This is a genomic window from Paenibacillus sp. YAF4_2 (genome assembly GCF_052113225.1).
Classification (GTDB): domain Bacteria; phylum Bacillota; class Bacilli; order Paenibacillales; family Paenibacillaceae; genus Pristimantibacillus.
The window spans coordinates 341,248-360,383 of sequence record NZ_JBFRCT010000004.1; the positions used below are offsets into that span (position 1 = coordinate 341,248).

General features: G+C 49.3%; 24 protein-coding genes and 1 riboswitch. Of the genes, 3 read left to right on the top strand and 21 right to left on the bottom strand.

Going from position 1 to position 19,136, the window contains the following annotated elements; translation table 11 throughout:
- Window positions 1–11 precede the first annotated feature (11 nt).
- The 16 genes from AB4Y93_RS11990 to AB4Y93_RS12065 all read right to left on the bottom strand — a co-directional run bounded on the left by AB4Y93_RS11990 (window position 12) and on the right by AB4Y93_RS12065 (window position 13,141).
- Window positions 12–521, bottom strand: coding sequence for a C40 family peptidase (locus tag AB4Y93_RS11990; protein ID WP_441892158.1), 510 nt, complete (start codon window positions 519–521; stop codon window positions 12–14).
- Window positions 522–821: 300 nt separating this feature from the next.
- A complete protein-coding gene (locus AB4Y93_RS11995; protein WP_441892160.1) occupies window positions 822–1,934 on the bottom strand; it encodes an alpha/beta hydrolase in 1,113 nt (370 codons plus the stop codon).
- A gap of 55 nt (window positions 1,935–1,989) precedes the next feature.
- Window positions 1,990–3,009 (bottom strand): KamA family radical SAM protein, encoded by a 1,020-nt coding sequence (locus tag AB4Y93_RS12000; protein ID WP_441892162.1) that lies wholly within the window; start codon window positions 3,007–3,009, stop codon window positions 1,990–1,992.
- Window positions 3,010–3,192: 183 nt separating this feature from the next.
- Window positions 3,193–3,329: riboswitch (cyclic di-AMP (ydaO/yuaA leader) on the bottom strand.
- A gap of 85 nt (window positions 3,330–3,414) precedes the next feature.
- On the bottom strand, window positions 3,415–3,765 hold the full coding sequence (locus AB4Y93_RS12005; protein ID WP_441892164.1) for a hypothetical protein: 351 nt from the start codon (window positions 3,763–3,765) through the stop codon (window positions 3,415–3,417).
- Window positions 3,766–3,826: 61 nt separating this feature from the next.
- Complete coding sequence (thiD, locus tag AB4Y93_RS12010) at window positions 3,827–4,654, bottom strand: bifunctional hydroxymethylpyrimidine kinase/phosphomethylpyrimidine kinase (protein ID WP_441892166.1); 828 nt, start codon at window positions 4,652–4,654, stop codon at window positions 3,827–3,829.
- Between the two features lie 27 nt (window positions 4,655–4,681).
- Window positions 4,682–5,788: a glycine oxidase ThiO gene (gene thiO / locus AB4Y93_RS12015; RefSeq protein ID WP_441892168.1), complete on the bottom strand. Its 1,107-nt coding sequence runs from the start codon at window positions 5,786–5,788 to the stop codon at window positions 4,682–4,684.
- A 41-nt stretch (window positions 5,789–5,829) separates the two neighbouring features.
- On the bottom strand, window positions 5,830–6,609 hold the full coding sequence (locus tag AB4Y93_RS12020) for a thiazole synthase (protein ID WP_441892170.1): 780 nt from the start codon (window positions 6,607–6,609) through the stop codon (window positions 5,830–5,832).
- Window positions 6,610–6,613: 4 nt separating this feature from the next.
- Entirely contained in the window at window positions 6,614–6,811 is a 198-nt protein-coding gene (gene thiS / locus AB4Y93_RS12025) for a sulfur carrier protein ThiS (RefSeq protein ID WP_441892172.1), read from the bottom strand.
- Entirely contained in the window at window positions 6,795–7,439 is a 645-nt protein-coding gene (gene thiE / locus AB4Y93_RS12030) for a thiamine phosphate synthase (protein WP_441892174.1), read from the bottom strand. Before thiE ends, thiS begins: the two co-directional genes overlap by 17 nt.
- Before the next feature lie 24 nt (window positions 7,440–7,463).
- Window positions 7,464–8,486 (bottom strand): thiazole biosynthesis adenylyltransferase ThiF, encoded by a 1,023-nt coding sequence (locus AB4Y93_RS12035; RefSeq protein ID WP_441892175.1) that lies wholly within the window; start codon window positions 8,484–8,486, stop codon window positions 7,464–7,466.
- 227 nt (window positions 8,487–8,713) lie between these two features.
- On the bottom strand, window positions 8,714–9,736 hold the full coding sequence (locus tag AB4Y93_RS12040) for an ABC transporter substrate-binding protein (RefSeq protein WP_441892177.1): 1,023 nt from the start codon (window positions 9,734–9,736) through the stop codon (window positions 8,714–8,716).
- A gap of 39 nt (window positions 9,737–9,775) precedes the next feature.
- Entirely contained in the window at window positions 9,776–10,528 is a 753-nt protein-coding gene (locus AB4Y93_RS12045; protein WP_441892179.1) for an ABC transporter permease, read from the bottom strand.
- Entirely contained in the window at window positions 10,528–11,343 is an 816-nt protein-coding gene (locus tag AB4Y93_RS12050; RefSeq protein WP_441892181.1) for an ABC transporter ATP-binding protein, read from the bottom strand. Before AB4Y93_RS12050 ends, AB4Y93_RS12045 begins: the two co-directional genes overlap by 1 nt.
- A complete protein-coding gene (tenA, locus tag AB4Y93_RS12055) occupies window positions 11,340–12,023 on the bottom strand; it encodes a thiaminase II (protein ID WP_441892549.1) in 684 nt (227 codons plus the stop codon). The genes AB4Y93_RS12050 and tenA overlap by 4 nt, the downstream gene beginning before the upstream one ends.
- Window positions 12,024–12,272: 249 nt before the next feature.
- Window positions 12,273–12,452 carry a DUF3934 domain-containing protein gene (locus AB4Y93_RS12060; protein ID WP_441892183.1) on the bottom strand — a complete coding sequence of 60 codons (180 nt, stop codon included), beginning with the start codon at window positions 12,450–12,452 and terminating at the stop codon, window positions 12,273–12,275.
- Window positions 12,453–12,538: 86 nt separating this feature from the next.
- Window positions 12,539–13,141, bottom strand: coding sequence for a TetR/AcrR family transcriptional regulator (locus AB4Y93_RS12065; RefSeq protein WP_441892185.1), 603 nt, complete (start codon window positions 13,139–13,141; stop codon window positions 12,539–12,541).
- A 150-nt stretch (window positions 13,142–13,291) separates the two neighbouring features.
- Here AB4Y93_RS12065 and AB4Y93_RS12070 point away from each other — a divergent pair, with 150 nt between their 5' ends.
- Together AB4Y93_RS12070 and AB4Y93_RS12075 are read left to right on the top strand one after the other, a co-directional pair.
- Window positions 13,292–14,191 (top strand): ATP-binding cassette domain-containing protein, encoded by a 900-nt coding sequence (locus AB4Y93_RS12070; RefSeq protein ID WP_441892187.1) that lies wholly within the window; start codon window positions 13,292–13,294, stop codon window positions 14,189–14,191.
- Window positions 14,191–15,003: an ABC transporter permease subunit gene (locus AB4Y93_RS12075; RefSeq protein ID WP_441892189.1), complete on the top strand. Its 813-nt coding sequence runs from the start codon at window positions 14,191–14,193 to the stop codon at window positions 15,001–15,003. The genes AB4Y93_RS12070 and AB4Y93_RS12075 overlap by 1 nt, the downstream gene beginning before the upstream one ends.
- 43 nt (window positions 15,004–15,046) lie before the next feature.
- Here AB4Y93_RS12075 and AB4Y93_RS12080 read toward each other — a convergent pair whose 3' ends face one another.
- The 5 genes from AB4Y93_RS12080 to speD form a co-directional block, all read right to left on the bottom strand.
- The gene (locus AB4Y93_RS12080) at window positions 15,047–15,835 is read right to left on the bottom strand and encodes a hypothetical protein (RefSeq protein ID WP_441892191.1); all 789 of its coding nucleotides are present in this window, start codon (window positions 15,833–15,835) and stop codon (window positions 15,047–15,049) included.
- A gap of 319 nt (window positions 15,836–16,154) precedes the next feature.
- On the bottom strand, window positions 16,155–16,685 hold the full coding sequence (locus tag AB4Y93_RS12085; protein ID WP_441892551.1) for a hypothetical protein: 531 nt from the start codon (window positions 16,683–16,685) through the stop codon (window positions 16,155–16,157).
- Window positions 16,675–17,268, bottom strand: coding sequence for an AAA family ATPase (locus AB4Y93_RS12090; RefSeq protein WP_441892193.1), 594 nt, complete (start codon window positions 17,266–17,268; stop codon window positions 16,675–16,677). Before AB4Y93_RS12090 ends, AB4Y93_RS12085 begins: the two co-directional genes overlap by 11 nt.
- Before the next feature lie 13 nt (window positions 17,269–17,281).
- On the bottom strand, window positions 17,282–17,770 hold the full coding sequence (locus tag AB4Y93_RS12095; protein ID WP_441892195.1) for a CYTH domain-containing protein: 489 nt from the start codon (window positions 17,768–17,770) through the stop codon (window positions 17,282–17,284).
- A gap of 150 nt (window positions 17,771–17,920) precedes the next feature.
- Entirely contained in the window at window positions 17,921–18,730 is an 810-nt protein-coding gene (speD, locus tag AB4Y93_RS12100; protein ID WP_441892197.1) for an adenosylmethionine decarboxylase, read from the bottom strand.
- A 153-nt stretch (window positions 18,731–18,883) separates the two neighbouring features.
- Here speD and AB4Y93_RS12105 point away from each other — a divergent pair, with 153 nt between their 5' ends.
- Window positions 18,884–19,102, top strand: a complete 219-nt coding sequence (locus AB4Y93_RS12105; protein ID WP_441892199.1) for a hypothetical protein — start codon at window positions 18,884–18,886, stop codon at window positions 19,100–19,102.
- Window positions 19,103–19,136: the final 34 nt, after the last annotated feature.

Here is a 19,136-nt window from a genome sequence, read left to right on the forward strand (position 1 = left end):
ATTTAATCAAACTATTTAATTACGCGTCTTCCCACGATGAAACGTGTTTTATAGTAGCTGGAGTTAACATCCGAGATAATAACGTCAGCCGAAGGGCTTGCGTTGTGAATCATTTTACCGTTGCCGATGTAGATACCGACATGGCCTACGTCGCTATGGTTTTTCGAACCGCTGTTCCAGAAGAACAACAGGTCGCCTTTTTTGAAGTTGCCGTAACCTACTTTTGTACCTACTTTAGCTTGATCATCATCATCACGGTTGACAAGAGTAACGCCAACATTTGCAAGTTTATATACAAGTGCAGTGAAGCCGGAGCAGTCTGTCGCGTAAGGGGCTTTTTTCTCTTGACGGTCTTGCCAGTGTACGTAGTTGACATGACCTTTCAATTTCATTGCAGTTTGGACGATCTTCGCTCTCTTAGCATCTGCAGACGAAGCGGCATCCGCCGTCGTATGCAGCAGCGCTGTTACTGGTAATGCGATAGCCACCAAGAGCATCGCGATTTTTGTCATAAATTTCATTTGCTGTTCACTCCCTATCTTTGTTGATAGGGCTAATTATAAAGAGGCTCAAAGTTGGTTAGTACCCGCAAAAATTGGAAGCGAGCGGTAAATGAAAGCGTTAAGAATGCTGAAAACTAGGCGTTTCATGAGGTATATCCACTTTCTGAGAATAAAATGAGGCTTTGATGAGTATTTTCTTACTTGTTGCTTTGTGGTTCGTATGCTATAATTCGTAATTTTCATATTTCCACACAATTAAGCCCGCTCTCCATAATTAAAGAGCGGGCTCACTTACGGCTTAAAGCCGTGTCTCTTCTATTATAATGCTTTTAAAGCTTCGGCAATCTCGATACACAGATCCTCGGCTTGCGGTACAAAGCCTAAACGATCGATAAATGCATGGGTGCAGCCTTTGTAACGAATTGTCTTAACCGGAACACCCGCTTCAGCAAGCTGCTTGCTGTAAACTTCCGACTGAATTCGCAAACCATCAAACTCTGCTCCAATGCAAAGCGTGCGCGGCAATCCCTTACTGTCCCCTAGAAGCGGACTGACATACGGATTACGGACGTCCTCCTCGGTTGGCAGATAAAGCTCCCATGCTTTTTTCCCTTCAGGATCAGCCTCCGTAGGGCGTCCGATACCAAGCATCGGATCAATCATTGCCCTTTGCTCCTCCGCCATCTCGAACTGCGACAGCTCCCAGCGATAGCCTTTCACATCATTAATGAAGGTGACACATGGATAGATCAACACCTGCTGGGCAATCATACGAGTACCTAGATCCCGGTCTTTGAGCGCTGCTGCTGCAGTTAAGTTACCACCAGCACTATCGCCGCCAACCGCGATCCGGTTCCGGTCTATGCCATACTCCTCCGCATGCTCGTAAATATATTGAACAGCGTTAAAGCAATCATTAAACCCATTCGGGAATTTATGCTCCGGAGCCAGCGAATAATCAATATTAAAGACAACGGCATCCGCCAGTTCCGCGATCAGCCGGCATGGATTCTCTACCGCAAATACCGTTCCGCCAATCCATCCGCCCCCGTGAATATAAATGAGACAAGGTTTGTTCGGCTTACGCATCGACTTACGCGGATAATACCGCCAAAGGCCAACCTCATTATCGCCAAGCTGTATCCGTTCATAGCCCGTGTAAATCTCGACCGTATTCAAGTTCCGATTCGGAAAACCCATTGCATCTCGAATGAGCTGAAGCTGCTGTTCCGGAGTAGGCGGCGTGGCAGGGGGGGCCTGTTGCTGGCTGGCATCAATCCACTGCCTGATCAGTTTAAGCTCATACGGATCCAAGTAACCTGCTCTTGTCTCTTCCGGATTACCTTTTACAATAACCGGTGTTCCGTTCAAGCTTACTTCTTCCTGCTGAGCCTGCAAAGCATTAACTAGTTCTTGACCGTATTCTCTCATTGAATAGAAGCCTCCCGGGATGTGAGTTACTATCCCTAACTACTTCTACTTCAATTCAAGAACATCCTTTATTCACTTTAGGAAGTTGTTCCTGCGATATATATACCGTATGGTCATCATGATCGGTCAAATCATCAATCCAAGCGGCTTCAGGCGGACAGTCGAGCATCATGAAACGCCCATTGCCATCTTCTTTATAATGATGATATTTTACATAGGCTTTGCCGGCTTCAATATCTAGAAGCTCAATCTTGCCAAAGGTATGCGCCATTAACAATCTGATGCGCTGACCAAGCTCTGCGGTCAGTACTTTTGCTTGCTCTACAATGGAATAAATACTCTTCAGAGACAATACGGATTCAGCGTATGCTGCGGTATGGGGACGGTTAACGATAAAGGAATACGGCGTTACCCCCGCTCTGGACAATTGATCGATCAGCTTGCCAAGTACAAGCGGGTCATTATTGACGCCTTTTACAATAGGGGTTTGATTGACGACTACAGCTCCTGCCTGATGCAGCGCATTAAAGGCTTTCTTCGCTTCTGCCGTTATTTCGCGCGGATGATTAATGGAGGTCATGATATAAATCCGTTTCTCTGGACTTGAGAACTTGTGAAGCATATCTAACAGCTCGGAGTCCTCATAGATCCGCATCGGATTAAAGATCGGGATTCTAGAGTCCAGCCGGATTGTGCCAACATGATCCAATTCCCGCAGTTGCTCGATAATTCGGCGCAGCTTAGCGGTTGCTAATAAGAGGCTGTCACCACCAGTCAGTACAACTTTATGGATTTCAGTATGTTCTGCAATATAGGCAAGTCCTTCTGCAGCATGGGAGACGGAGAGCAACGCCATCGAATGGTAGACATGCTTACAGCCACTAGCATCCTCCAAAGTCTCTCCGTGAGCTTCCCCAGCCGTTGCAATCAAGTGCTTGCGGATCGGATCCTTCGGATCATCCCAGTCAATCAGGTTTAAGTAGTAATCATTGACGCGAAAATGCTTCTTAAGCCGCTCTCTCTCCGCCTCTGACAGCCCTGCCGCTCTTCCTTTATCAGCCATTGGTTGTACCATTCGTCATCCCTCCAAAAGGTTTGTTGACTTTCTCACCTACTTGCCGGGAAGTCCATCCCACCCCCAGAAAAATAAAAAAAGACCCCAGCAGCACAGAGCATGGGCATGCTCTGTGTGCATGTGGGCCTCTAAACAGAAAAAGACCCTGTTAAAGGGTCTAATAATTCGCAATGTTATTCGCAAAAGACCCATCTCAAGCTGACGAGGTTAGCTGACGGACTCGGGATAGATGGTTCCCTACAGCCAAAGTCTGGCTGATTCGCCCCAAAAGATTGGTTTCCCCGCTTCTCGGCGTACCGAGAACTAAGCTTATTGTAATTATCTCACAATTCTTAATATTGTCAATAATTAAGTAAATAAAAATCCCGCCCAAATTTCACGGACGGGATTCCCTGCTACGTTCACTCACTTCTTATCCACCTGAAGAAGAGATAAGTGCTTTACGGAATACGTATCTTTGATTGTATCTTCTGAAATCACATTCAGCTTAATCAGACCGGCGATTTTCGAGGAGTCAGGCTTCGAGAGCAGCCGCCATACTTCCGGATCCGGAAGTGCTGCGAACAGCTTCGTCTCGTCGAATTCCTTACGCTCCTGTGCGACAATCCTTATTTTATAACTACCAATCTCCAGTTCGGAGAGCTCCTGCTCGGTACAATGCTTCACAATTTCACCGCGCAGCTCAGATAATTCCTGCTCAATCTCTTTCTGCTTCTGCTTCAATCGGTAATATCGCTTAACCGTCTTGTCTTCCACATTATTCACGCTCCTCTTTCTCATATGTATGATCAAGAGAGCGGAATTAGGACAAGACATGCTATTGAGGGACAAGTCCTCTGCGGCGGTAAGCCCAGTGGTTGGTCGGGCCATGTCCGCTGCCGATTGCGATGCTATCCTCGATGGCCGCTTGAATGTAGGCTTTTGCTTGATGTACAGCTTCCTCTATTCCAAGTCCCTCCGCGAGGCCTGCTGTCAGAGCCGCCGAATACGTACAGCCGGTGCCATGCGTACGCGCTGTCTCGATTCGCTTGCCCGACAACTCGCTGAAGCTGCTGCCGTCGAACAACAAATCAACCGCTTCTGCTCCTGCTTCATGCCCGCCCTTGATAAGGACATACTTGGCGCCAAAATCAACAAGCTTCTTGGCTGCTTCTACCTTATCGGCTTTATTGCGGATTCCCATCCCAGTTAGATACTCGGCTTCTGGAATGTTAGGCGTAATAATCATCGTAAGCGGGAGCAGCTTGCGGGTGAGCGCCCGGATCGCATCCGCTTGAAGCAGTGAAGCTCCTCCTTTGGCAATCATCACAGGATCAATCACTACCTTCGTCCAGCCGAAGAAAACAATCGCCTCTGCAACCGCCTCAATGATCTCCGCACTGAACAACATTCCTGTCTTCAGCGCATCAACACCAATATCGCTGCCCACGGAATGAATTTGTGCTGTTACTGCTTCCTTCGTCAGCGGGAATACGCCTTGAACACCAAGCGTATTTTGCGCAGTTACTGCAGTCAGGGCAGACATGCCGTAGACGCCTAGCTCCTGGAACGTTTTCAAATCTGCCTGAATACCGGCTCCTCCGCCGCTGTCTGAGCCAGCAATCGTCAAAGCTCTTGCCACTTGCCCGTTTATGTACTCCGACATCTTAAATCTAACCCCCTTTCTATTGTATTAATGAGAGAACCGTTCAGGCGCAAACGCCGATAATGGACTGCCGCCATCGATATAATCGGCAACGACCTGCGCCGTTACTGGGCTAAGCAGAATACCATTGCGATAATGACCAGCCGCCATGACGACACGACCGGCAGATTGCTGCAAAGGCCCCAGCAGCGGGAAACCATCCTGCGTGGAAGGGCGAAGGCCTGCCCAGCGATGGAATGGCTCCTGCTCCGCCAGGAACGGGAACGCCTGCTTATTCCATTTGCGCAGCCGCTCGATCCCGCGCTCCGTAACGCTGGTATCAAACCCCGCTACATCCTCGGATGCACCGCAGACAAGCGTGCCGTTCTCCTTGGCAACCAGGTATCCCTGATTGCAGAACACCATATGCTGTACCGGCTTCACTTTCGCCTCGTACGCGCATATCTGTCCACGGATCGGGTATACCGGAATGCGGATATCAAATGCCTCTTCCAGTTCCTGTGCCCACGCGCCGTTGCAGACAACAAGCCGATCGCCAGTAAAGCTTTGGCCATACTGTGAGGTAACAACGATGTCGTTACGCCATTCGGCAACAGTCACCTTACCCAGCTGCTCAAAGATCTGAACGCCGATTAATCGGCATGCTTGTTCAAGCGCCAGAACATAATCCGGTGCATACACGTGGCTCTCCTCTGGTGTATAAAGAGCGGCCTTCACTTCGCGGGACAACATCGGCTCCTGACGGAACATCGCTTCTCCCTCTAACACAATACCGCTTGAACCATACTCGTTCTGCCAGAGCCGCCGCCCCTCCAGAGCAAGGCGATCGGCTTCATGATAGGCAATATAAAGGCTGCCCGATTCGGTGTATTCAAAGGTTCTGCCGGATATGCGGCGAACCTCATCCCGCCAAGCCGGATACAACCGCAAGCTTTCCTTGCAAAGATGAAAAAAGTCATCCGGCCCTTCTACATTTTCCGAGTAAGGCGCCAGCATCCCGGCAGCAGCACCGGAGGCTTGCCCGCCGCAGCGGCCAATCTCCAGTACAGTCACTTGATGACCCCGCTTCTGCAATTCAAAAGCGCAGGAGAGACCAACAACGCCTCCGCCCATAATGACAATTGTTTCTCCCATGGTTAAACCAGCTTTCTATTTATTAATCCACGATGATAGGACTATTTCACAATATACTGTTCATGCCCGCTGCTTGCAGAGGCATAACGTTTCTTCGATATCCGTCCCGACAAATACGACAGACGGCCTGCTTCAATGGCAAGTCTCATCGCCCGTGCCATGCCAACAGGGTCCTTCGCCTTCGCTACCGGCGTATTCATCAATACACCAGAGACGCCAAGCTCCATCGCCTGCGCGACATCGCTGACCGATCCAAGACCCGCATCCACGATAATCGGCACCTTCGCTTCTTCTACAATAAGGCCGATATTATACGGGTTCAGGATCCCAAGCCCTGTACCGATAGGTGCGGCGCCAGGCATAACGGCTGCTGCTCCGGCTTCCTCCAGCCTTTTACATAGAATCGGATCATCAGACGTATAAGGGAGCACTGTAAAGCCTTCTTTTACGAGAATTTCCGTTGCCTTTAGCGTCTCGAGCGGATCCGGCAGCAGCGTGCGCTCATTCGCGCTGATCTCTACCTTAATCCAATCACTAAGCCCTGAAGCACGAGCTAGTCTTGCGATCCGCACCGCTTCCTCTGCTGTGCTGGCTCCCGACGTGTTCGGCAGGTATTGGAACGATTCACCTTCCACGTGCTGCAGGATTGAATCATCCTCCGTTGATGCCAGGTTAATCCTGCGAATAGCGAAGGTTAAAACTTCTGCCCCGGACTCCCGGATTGCTTCCTTTTGCACATAGGGGCTTGGGAATAATCCCGTCCCGATAAAAAACCGCGAGGTCAGCTCATGTCCTCCAATATGCCATACATCCTTCTTCATCTGCTCAGCCTCCCCCAACAAAATGAACCAGCTCGATCTTCATCAGTGGTCGAACCTCGATGTCCGGCCATTGTTCCTTTGTAATAATCTCACCGTCCGCTTCCACGACGAGCGGCCGCCCTTCTAAGCCAAAATGGACAACAACATCCTGAATCGTACATGCGTCCAGTTCCTTGGCTTCGCCATTAATGATCAGCTGCATGAGATTGACCCGCTCCTTCCAGCTTGCGGAGGAAGGCCTGGCAGGTACCTGCGACATCAGAGCTTCCGACGATCTCACTGACCGCGCAAATACGGGTAGCTCCGGCTGCAATAACTTCATCCACGTTGCTGAGCTTAATACCGCCAATGGCGACATATGGGATGGTAACCCGCTCCGTCACCTGCTTCACATAAGCAACCGTCACCGGATCAACAACGTCCACCTTCGTCTTCGTTAGGAATACTGGACCAACCCCGATATAGTCGGCGCCTTGCTCCTCTGCAAGCAGTGCTTCCTCAATCGCATGCGTGGAAATTCCGATGATTTTATTGCCGACACGACGTCTTGCTTCTACAAGCGATACATCATCCTGTCCGAGATGAACACCGTCTGCGTCTACTTCCAGCGCAATGTCGATATAATCATTCACGATAAAGGTCACACCGTATTTTCGAGTCAGCTCGCGCAGCGCTTTTGCTTTGCTTAGCACTACTTCAGGGCTGCTGTCTTTGTCCCGCAATTGAACGATGTCTACGCCGCCCTTCATCGCTTCCTCCATCACTTCCAGCATCTCTCGGCCAGGGTGGAACTGTTCTCCCGTTATCGCGTACAGACGAAACTCCTTCATCCTGCTCTCATCTCCCTCTATGTTTTAATAACCGATATATCGGGCATACAACGTCTTCGCGCGCACAATATCCTCTGTCCCCTGCACAAGAACCCTGCCATCTGGGAATAGGACAAGCCGTTCGCCTTCCGGCAGCTCGGCTTTCAGCAAGTATGCGTTTAGCTCTACCTTTACCGCAGCAGGCTCCAGCCGTTTGTGCCATTGCTCCAGATTAAGAGGCCCGTGTCCACTGATCTGAACTGTGCTGCGTCCACATAATGAAACCGTCTGATCCGTCTCAGACACTTGCAGCGCAGGGTATTCTTTTAATTGGCAGCATGGGCATTCTTTCGCCGCTTCACCCAGCTTCATCTCGTAGTAGTAATTGCTCCACAGATCAAATGTGACAAGACTGTTTCGTCTTGCTTTATCCGCTTCAACCAAATATTTAAGCGCCTCTACCGCTTGGTAGGAGGCGACTATATCAACAACCGGCGCAATAACGCCAATGGTATCGCAGGTTTGGCCGCCGCTGTCAGCCGAGGGCAGGAAGCAGCGCAGGCAAGGCGTCTTGCCCGGCACCAGAATCGCGCTCATGCCGCGCGAGCTTACTGCGCCGCCATAGGTGAAAGGAATACCTCTTCGGAAACAAGCATCGTTCAGCAGGAACCGGGTCTGGAAATTATCCGTACCATCGAGCACCAGATCCATACCGTCGAGCAAATCATCGATATTATGGACCGTTACATCTGCCACTACCGCTTCAATCTTCACATCCGAGTTAATGCGGCGAAGCTTCCGTTCAGCAGCAATCGCCTTCGGATACCCCTCCCGCACATCATCCTCGTCATACAGCATTTGACGCTGCAGATTGCTTTTCTCGACATAGTCCCGGTCCACGATTCGAACCATTCCGACGCCTGCCCGAACCATATGATTGGCCAGTACGGTACCAAGCGCGCCCATGCCAATGATGCATACGGCGCTTTCGCTCAGCTTCTGCTGCCCACTTTCGCCGATAGGGGCGAACAGCATCTGCCTTGAATATCTCTCCAGTCTCTCATCCATCTGCCAAACCTCCTAAAAAGAATTGTCACACTAATGGGCTCTTAAAGGCCATTGTGGCAATTCTTACTTCGTAAGCATTCGCTTAAAGAATTGTCACACTAATGGGCTCTTAAAGGCCATTGTGGCAATTCTTACTTCGTAAGCATTCGCTTAAAGAATTGTCACACTAATGGCCTCTTAAAGGCCATTGTGGCGATTCTTACTTCGTAAGCATCAACCAATATTGCCTACAAATTGCGGAAAGCATCCGCCGCCTTCACCGGCGTCTTAATCTGATCATGCTCTGTCAGCCAGTTGATCACCTTGTTCCAGGACTCCTCCGTTTGGCTGCCAAAAGCTTCTTCACCCGCGTCCATCAGCGGAAGCAAAATAGCTAAGCTTTGCTTCTCGATATCTGCATCCAGCGGGAAGTCTGTGCTCTGCTTATCCAGCAGCAGCTGTAAGGCTTCATCCGGATGGCTTACGGTATATGCCTGGCCTTTGGCTGCGGCTGCAAGGAAACGTTTAATCGCATCACCTTTGCTGTCGAGCTCTTTCTCACTTGCCGTAAGAACTAGCTCATAATAATCCGGCACGCCATAATCTGCTGGGTTGAACGAGGTTAGCTTCTCGCCTTCCTTCTCAAGCAGCAGCTTCTCATGATTGATATAACCACCAATAATACCGTCAACACGATTTGTCGTCATCGCCGGGATTAGATCCCAGCCGATATCTACATAATCTAATTTCGACGGATCGCCTCCGTCCGCCTGCACCATCGTGTTAACAAGCGCTTCATCAAGCGGAGCGGATGGATACCCGATTTTTTTCCCGATAAGGTCCTTCGGACTCTTAATGCCAGATGCCTCCGGTACAAACAGCTGATTCAATGGATGACGGACGATCGCCCCAACAGAGACAACCGGAATCTGTTCCGAACGCGCTAATGCAACTTGCATTTGGTAGCTGAGCGCCAGATCAGCCTTGCCCGTAGCTACAAGCTTCAGCGCATCCGTCGTATCGGCAGGCATCTGTAGCTTAACTTTAAGCCCTTCTTCTGCAAAATATCCCTGCTGCTCCGCCGCATATAAAAAGGTATGTACCGCATTCGGATACCAATCCAGCAAGACGGTCAATTCTTCCGTTTCTTTCCCCGCACTGCTGCCGGAATTATTGCTGTCCTTCGTGGAGGAACAAGCTGTCAGCAGCAAAGTGAATACGAGCCCTAAGGCTAATCCTGATTTTATAAATCGATTATTAGACCAAAACATAGTTAAAACTCCCTTCAAATGCCTTTCAGATGGCTAACTCTAGCCATTTCGCCGGTGCCCAAGCACCAGTCTCTCTATGAATTGTGCAGCAACAAACAAGGCAACTCCCATTAGAGACAGCAGCAGCACTCCGGCGAACACATCGTCGCCGCGCAGCATATTCGCCGCCCGTTTCGTAAATACACCAAGGCCAGCTTCTCCGCCAAGCCATTCGCCAAGTGTTGCACCTCCAACACTGATGGCCGCTGCCATCTTGAGTCCAGTGAAGAAGGACGGCAGCGCGGAAGGGATCTTCCATTTGAGAAACAGCTGCGTTCTTCCCGCACCCATCGATCGAAGCAGTTCTCCGATCTCCCGATCTGCTATACGGAATCCGTCTGCGGTATTAACCGCTACAGGGAAGAATGTAAATAAGATAACCACCGCAACCTTACTCCCCATCTCATAACCAAACCACATGACCATAATTGGCGACAGCGCGATAATCGGAATCGTCTGCGAAGCAACGATCAACGGGTAGATCGTCTTACGTGCCAGGCTTGAACTGTCAATCCAAATCGCAGATAACATGCCGCATAGGATGGAGAAGGTTAAGCCAAGCAGCGCTTCCCACAGCGTTATAACAAAATGCTTGCCTAGAAGTGCTGCGTTATCCCCTATCGCGGCGAAAACATCCGACAGCCTCGGAATGATATATGGTGGAATATCGAATACCATCGTTCCAACTTCCCAGCATGCCGCTAAAAGAACAATGAATAGAACGATCGGCAGCTTATCTGTCCATTTCCGCATCAGCTGTTACCTCCTTCCAAGGTGGAGGTGATCCGGCCAAGCTGCCGGAGCAGCTGCCGCTTGAGCGCCACAAATCGTTCATCCAATGTGGTCTCGTATGTACGTGGACGCGGCAATTCTACCTCTAGCGGCTCCAGCTTGGTGATTGGCCTGGTTGCTGCAATTAATACTCGATCCGATAGCAGAAGCGCTTCGTCGATATCATGTGTGATGAACAGAATTGTCTTCCGATGCTTCTCCCATACCTGGAGCAGCCATTGCTGCATGCTGACCCGTGTCATCGCATCAAGTGCACTAAACGGCTCATCGAGGAGCAGCAGTTCTCCGCCGCCAAGCAGCGAGCGGAGGAAAGAAACCCGCTGCCGCATTCCTCCAGACAGCTCATGCGGATATTTCGTTTCTGTACCGGCAAGCCCCAATTCGGGCAGCAGTTCAAGCACTCTGCGGCGGGCATCCCGCTTTGATACTCCTGCAAGTTCCAGCCCAATTGCTGCGTTATCCTGTACAGTCCGCCAAGGCATCAGGCAGTCCCGCTGAGGCATGTAGCCAATCCCGCTGCGGCTTCCTTGCCCATGCCCTTGCCCAACCCCGGCTACACGAATCGTGCCGGCGTTTGGCTGAAGCAGACCCGCCAGCAGGCGGAACAGAGTTGTTTTGCCCATACCGCTTGCCGCCACGATACTGACGAATTGCCCTTGTGGGATTTCCAGGTCAAGTCCTTCGAACAACGGCTCCTCGCCATCAAATCGGTAGGTTAATCCCTTAACCGATAAACCTGCATTCAGCTCTTCATCGGTTACTTGCTGCCCGCTCACACCGGCCAGCCTTCCAGCCTGTAAGCCATATCCCAGAACATATATTCAAGCTTGGAAGCCATGATGAAATGCTGCTCGAGCTTTGCAAGCTCCTGCTCTGGCAATCCGTCAGCCAGTTGATCCATGATGCCGATGCACCAGTCCGTCAGCTCGCCAAACTCCTCAGAGCTGTACATCAGAACCCAATCACGGTAAAGCGAATGTTCCATTACGCCAGGCTCAGCTGCGAACAAGACGCCAATCTCGCGGTAGCTCCACATACATGGCAGCACCGCAGCCGCAACCTCAGAAAGAGAGCCATGCGCGGCAACATCGAGTAAGTATTTGGTATAAGCAATTGTAGTAGGTGTTGGTTCCGTTCTCTCTAGCTCTTCTTTGGTGACGCCAAAGCGCTCGGCATACAGCCGATGCAGCCCCATCTCCACATTAAGAATCGAGTGGCATAGCTCAGAGAACTTCCCCATCGTTTGGAGGTCGTTTGCCTTAATGCTGCCGTAAGCAAACATTTTGGCATAATCGATTAAGTAGATGTAGTCTTGCTTGAGGTAAAAAATAAACTTCGCGGGATCCAGCGACCCGGCTTTCAATTCCTCGAGAAAAGGATGCCGATGGCTCTGTTCCCAGATCACCTTCGAGCTCTCATACAGTCTTTCACTAAACTTGCTTGTTTGTGTTTGCATTTGCATTGTTCCTTATCACTCCTCTGCTTTAGTAACCATTGGTAACTAAACATGAAGGCGTTCGAACAACAGAAAAAACCACTCGAGATTACACGAATGGTTACAATTCAATCGGTTCTCTACGCCAGCATTACCTGGTTCAGATTAACGGTCAGGCAAACAAGTTACCTATCTCAGCCGGACTTTATCCAGCACCCGCACGCATTATGCAATTGAATCAACTATAACGGATATGTGATATTTAGGCAATCACTTGCTTGCTTTTTCTCCGTTTCCGGCTCCGCCAGCTTCTTCCTTCTTATCTGCTCCCGCTTTTGTTCCTTTGCCGAAGATCCGTTTGGCACTCTTCTGCTTTGCTGCTTTATCCCAGCGGCTCCAGCCCTTCTTGCCCGTTCCTTGCCCGATACCGCTCTTCTTTGCTTTCGTCAATCGATACAGCTCCCTTGTCTTCTCTACTACGGTGTATTGTACCAATAGCAAGGCAGGAATAGCAATCTAACAATAAATCCATTTACTTAGAGGCTTGGCTCAATCCCGCATATGCCGTAGAAGAACAAATGAATAAACTCTTCGAAAAAAACATCCCCTTGGCCGCTCTGCTCCGCTTGCTCAAGCAGCATACGAGATTGTGCGTTAAACATGTTGATATAGGCCAATATCGCAGTCGTAGATACTTTATCCGAGATTTCTCCTTTTTGCTTGTAGCCTTCAATAAGCTGGGTGACAAGCGGCAAACCCTTCGTCCGATAAATCTCATCGATATCCCGGCTGATCTCTTCGTCCGAACGCATCATCTCCTGAATCGCAGCCGGTGTAAATTTGCGGAAAGCCTCCTTATCCTCCAGAATGATGTACTCCACAAACTGCTTAAAGGACGGCTGGCCTTCAACAAAACGTTCAAACTCCTCTACTTTGCCCCAGTAATATTGCTTGAAGACATCCCGAATAAGCTCTTCCTTACTGCCAAAATAATTATAGATCGTTACCTGAGACACACCTGCTTCTGCGGCGATATCGGCAATGCGAATATTTTTAGGCTCACAAGTCTGAAGCATCTCCAGAACGACTGTCCTGATTCTTGCTTTCAACTGCTCGGCTCTTTTTTCAAATCCGTTCATTTTACCCTCCGGCTTTAATAGGAATTAATGAAATTATAGCACATAAATATTTCATAACCCATTGACTTCTGTATAGGCCAAGCCTATCATAATTATGAAATATAACACTTATTAAATTTCATAACTTTTTCGAAAAGAGGTGCGGTCAGCATGCTGGTCGTAGAAGGTTTGACGAAGCTTTTTCCAGGCGGTAAAGGAATTACTGATGTCTCTTTCACCGTAGAGAAAGGCGAAGTATTTGGCTTTCTTGGACCTAACGGTGCGGGAAAATCCACAACGATCCGCCACATTATGGGCTTCATGAAGCCCGATCGCGGCAGTGCAGCCATTAAGGGGCTTAATAGTTGGGAGAAGCAAGGTGCGGTGCAGAAGCTAGTTGGGTATTTACCAGGAGAGATTGCATTTATTGAAGGGATGTCGGGGAAGGAGTTTTTAGATTTTCTAGCCCGTATGCAGCGCGTGGACAGCTCTGTGAAACGCGAGCAGCTAATTAATCGGCTTCAGTTCGATGTGAATACTCCTATCCGGAAAATGTCCAAAGGGATGAAGCAAAAGGTTGGCATCGTCGCTGCCTTTATGCATAGCCCAGAGCTTATTATTTTGGATGAGCCCACTTCCGGCCTTGATCCATTGATGCAACAGCTCTTTATCGAGCTTGTGCTGGAAGAGAAAGCCCGGGGCACAACTTTTCTTATGTCCTCGCATAGCTTCCCGGAGATCGAACGGACCTGTGATCGCGCCGCAATTATAAAAGATGGACGCCTAGTGGCAACAAACAATATTCATGAGCTGCAATCGATGCAGCGGAAGCTGCTGGTGATAGTGTTCGAGCATACGGAAGATGCGGAGGCATTCGTGCAGAGCCGCAATGTGCCGATAGAGTCGCATGATGGAAGAAGGGTAACCGTGGCTGTGCAGGGTAATTATAATGAGCTTATTCATGAAGCTGCGAAATATAAGGTGCGCAGCTTGGATATTACCGCGCAAAATCTTGAAGATGTCTTTATGCAGTATTACGACCAAAGCGTTGACAAGGGGGCTGTTGTCTGATGAACCTCCCATTATTCAAGCAAATGATGAAAATTCACGCGAAGGGGATGAGCAATTATGCTTTTGGCTCAGCCTTCTATATTCTGCTTATGTTCTGGCTTTATCCCGGCATTGCGGACAATACGGGAGCACTAAATGAACTGCTGAAATCAATGCCCGAGGGTATCGTAAACGCCTTTAATATTCAAGGCGGCTTTGGCAGTATGGAGGCCTTCATCTCTGGAGAATATTACGGACTTATATTACCTCTTCTGCTTTCTATATTCAGCATTATGCTTTCTACTGGACTAATGGCTCGCTTGGTGGATCAGGGCTCGATGGCCTACTTGCTCTCCACGCCAACCACCCGCCGGCAGATTGCCACAACGCAAGCAGGCGTGCTGTCCACAGGACTTCTGCTTATTATGGTTGTGACAACTGCAGCAGGAATGCTCGGGTACATCTGGTTTATCGGCGATAAGTATGCATTTAACGGTGCGCGTTATATTCAAATGAATGTCGTTGCTTGGATGCTGTTTATAGCTGCAAGCGGCATCGCGTTTCTCCTATCTTCGGTTATGAACGATGAGAAAAAAGCACTCGGCACCTCCGGCTTTATCGTATTTGGGATGTTCGCCCTCGATATGCTTGGCAAAATCAGCGGCAGTGTCGAATGGCTGCGATACGCCTCGATCTTCTCGTTGTACCGGCCAAGCGATATCGCTGCGGGCAACGGGCATCCGCTGCTCGCAGCAATGATCCTGCTCGCTATTGGTCTCGCCAGCTTTGCAGCAGGCATTATCGCCTTCAGCAAACGTGATTTGCCGCTGTAGCAGCGGCATTTGCCGGGATTACTGACGATTTACGTGCCTTACATTAAGCGTTGGTCTCGGCAGCTGTAGTATCGTCTGTTTCTGTTTGGGCTTTCTGTTTCATGCCACCACCATGATGCGAACCGTCACCTTTGAGATTGAATTCACCATTTACGATGCTTTGAGCTTGTGCGGCAGTTTCTTCTTTCTTCGTTGCTGCTTCATCTGCTGTCAGCTTGCCATCTGTGACGGCTTGATCAATTTCAGCGTTAATCGCTGTTTCGAGCGCTGCAATCACCGTATCTTCGCTAATGCCTTTTTCATCGGCAATGGCTGCAATTGTTTTGTCGGCTTGCAGCTCTGTTTTCAGCTCATCTTCCGTCATATTCAGCGCAGTTGCAGCAGCATCCAGGTTATGTCCAAAACCACGTCCTCTGCGGTCTTCACGTCCTGTGGCGAGCTGTTCTGTATTGATCAGATTATCTAAATTCGCAGAGAATTGACTCTTATCATTGGTTTTGAATGCTGAGGTTAAAGCCGCCTTCAGATCGTCACTCGACACACCTTGCTCTGTAGCGATTTCTGCAAGTGTGCTGCCTGCAGCAAGCTTCTCATTGAGTGTTTCGCGATCCAGCTTAAGTAAAGTCAATACGGAGTCAGAGATGAATTTACCGCCAAATCCGCCACGGCCATGCATCCCATCTGCTTGTTTCGTACTGCCATCAGCTTGGACTTGTGCCGTTGCAGCAGCTCCTGTTGTCGATGTTGTTGAGCTGGTTGCCGCGAATGCGCTTAGTGGCACCATTACCGCCAGGGCTGCTGTTATACCAAATGTTTTTACGTACTTGTTCATGTTCATTTCCTCCTCAGTAGGTTTAAGTTTGTCCTGCTTACAAAACCTATTATGGAGTTAGAACCTTTAATGAAACTGAAATGCAAATAAGACCCTCTCAGGGTCTTATGATTACTTTTCCTACTATATATTGGACAAATAAGGCCCTCTCAGTACCTTATCGCTTGTCCGGGCACCCAGCATACCCCTCTTTTTCGATTCCTGAAAGTAAATAAGACCCTGCCAGGGTCTTATGATTACTTTTCTTACTATATATTGGACAAATAAGGCCCTCTCAGTGCCTTATCGCTTGTCCGGGCAATGAGGTATGTCTTTCATTTTACAGGAGCTCCAGCGCCTCAAGCGTCAATATCATATGCTCAAGCAGCTCGGGCAAGTCGTTCATCTGCTCCTCATCAATGCGGCGGTTGAAACGAAGCTCCACCGTGTTGCTATAACGTCCGCTTTCTTCACCATAGATGAAGCTGAGCTTTTGAGTGAGCAATAGCTCCGTTCCCCATTTCTCCCGTACAGCCTCCTCAATCTGGCGGCATTGCACCTCCACATCCGTCACCGACAGATGATACAGCAAGCGGAGCCTGCAGCCCGGCGGATCTCCTTCCTGCAGCTCCAGCAGCTCTGTCGCCAAATCACGAATGGTAGTATCAAGCTTAATTTCAGCCTTCACACACTTCTCCCGCTCCGCACCAGCCAGCACAAACTGCAGCGCGAACTCGCGGGACATTACCGCCATATCCAGCTTGTCTACACGATCAACAACCCGGATTCGTTCATCCAGGTTGTCTAAATCATAAATCTGGTTCTCCAAAGCAACCTTCAAATTATCAAATATCGTAGGATCAAATAACATCACCAAACACGAACCTTTCCAGGTGTTCTAACGCCGATTCATCTAACTCCCGCGAATTATCATAGTACAAGACCGATGACTCCGGCAGCTCCCAGGCGAGCGTTCGTCTGACAAGCGAGCGACTGAAGGAGTCCCAGTGCTCCAGCTTATAGTGATCGGTCTCAAGCCCACGCTGCTCAATCCGGTTGTAATGCAGCCGATTATCCTGCAAATAGACGATAACCGCCTTCACATCTACATCATGAAGGGAGGCGCCAATCGCCGCTAATTCCTTCACAATCCAAGACGGATCGCTTGTTTCTTTGGTGAAGGGTCCGATGACAAAGACATCGGTACCTAACTCAATATTTTCGAGCGCGGCATCCATCGTAATCCGGTACCCAAGGTCTCGGCATAGCACCTTATACTCTTCCGAATCACGGTCATTTGGATCAAGCCCTGCAACGGTCATAATCTGTACGGCAGCCGGACGCAGCATCGTGTCCATATCCAGTACCGTCACACCACGTTTGCGTGCCAGCGATTTGGCCAGCGTTGTTTTCCCCGCGCCTGCTCCGCCAACGAAAAACACAAGCTTGCGCATGTCCCTCGCCTCCCTACTTCTGCTGCAGCTGCTTCCAGACCGTCTTATTGCTGTATTCCTTCGATCTGCTAATATCCTCACCAAACCAATCCGGTGCAGCAAACGAATTTGCAGCTTCTTCGGAATCAAACTCCACTTCCAGCACCGTCAGCTGAATTTGGTCATACATATCGATCTCAATAACGATATCGTTCCAGTCCGCCGTAATCCGATTTTTCGTCAGAGCAACTGCTCCGAAAGCCGTCACGACCTGCTCGTACAGCCCTTTATTAATCGAATACTCCACTTCCTCGCGTTTAATGCCGAAGCCCTTCTTGAACGTATGGGTATACGTCACTTCACCACTGCCCACATCCGTAATCCGGCGTACACGTAATTCCTGATCCTCTTCCAGCGCCAAATAAGTCTGCTCAATCCGCTGCTCCGAACGCACCTGAATACGGTCTCCGATAGACTCATAAGGAACTGCGAGCAGAAACTTCCGTTCGATCTCAAATGCCATAAAATATTCTCCCCCATAACTATGAATTTGCTTAATCATACCACAAGGTGATTTCGCCATCTATTGATGGCGGAGCGCGTTTCATGCCGGTGAACAGCTAAAAGGACTCGCCAAAAAACCAGGGGAAGCCTGATCCCCCGGTCCGTAACCTCATTTAATATTTTTCCCGTAAAAGATCTCATACATCTCGTCCGTTAACCGCTCCGTAATTTCCTTCTGCTCGTCCATGCTCAGCTTGTCCTTCGTATAGCCAAACAGGTAATTGTTCAGATCGAATTCCCGCAGCTTGCATTTGGTGTGGAAAATATTTTCCTGATACACATTAACGTCAATCATGTCGTATTGGTCAATAACCTCATCTGGAATATAGTTCTGGATCGAGTTGATATCATGATCAATAAACAGCTTATTGCCGTCAATATCCCTCGTAAAGCCCCGCACCCGGTAATCAATCGTCATAATATCCGTATCAAACGAATGGATTAAATAATTAAGCGCCTTAAGCGGCGAGATCTCTCCACAGGTAGCGACGTCAATATCGGCACGGAATGTACTGATCCCTTCGCTTGGATGATATTCGGGATACGTATGTACGGTAATATGGCTTTTGTCGAGCTGGAGCACAACATTATCCGGAAGCGGCCCCGGCGACTCGTCATACGTAGATTCCGTCGGCACTTCAACGATAGGCCCTTCCGAGACAAGAATCGTTACACTAGCGCCCTGCGGAACATAATCCTGCTTCGCGATATTCAGAACATGCGCCCCAATAATATCGGCTACCTGCTTCAAAATTTTGGTCAGGCGGTCCGAATTATACTGTTCATCGATGTAGGCGATGTATGCCTCGCGCTCTTCCTTCGTCTTCGTAAAACAGATGTCATACATATTAAAGCTAAGTGACTTCGTCAAATTGTTAAAACCATGCAGTGTAATCCGCTGCTCGGGTGTAAACTTCACCTTGAATCCCCCCGTTCCTTACTCCTCCACTACTATTACCCATTTTTCCGCGACTGATTCAAATATTGGCATGAATCTCGATCAATGAGAGGCGCTGGATAAGCCCAATATGGTATACTGCTTCAATAACAATTGCACAGGAGGGCCTGCAAGTTGAAAATTTTTGTTGTTCTCTCGTTCACGGAAGACGGGATGGAAAATGTATACGTCGGTGACGACGAGGAAAGAGTGCTTGCTCTGAAAGCTGAAGATTTCGAGAACTGCGATGCGCTGTTCGTCGAGGTTTGGGAAGACGGCGAGAAGACGGATGATTACCGCGTCGGCGCTTACAGTGAGGACGAAGAAGAGGAAGACGAAGAAGCCGTTAACTAAATCACGCACACAAAAAAAACGGTCCCCGCATTGC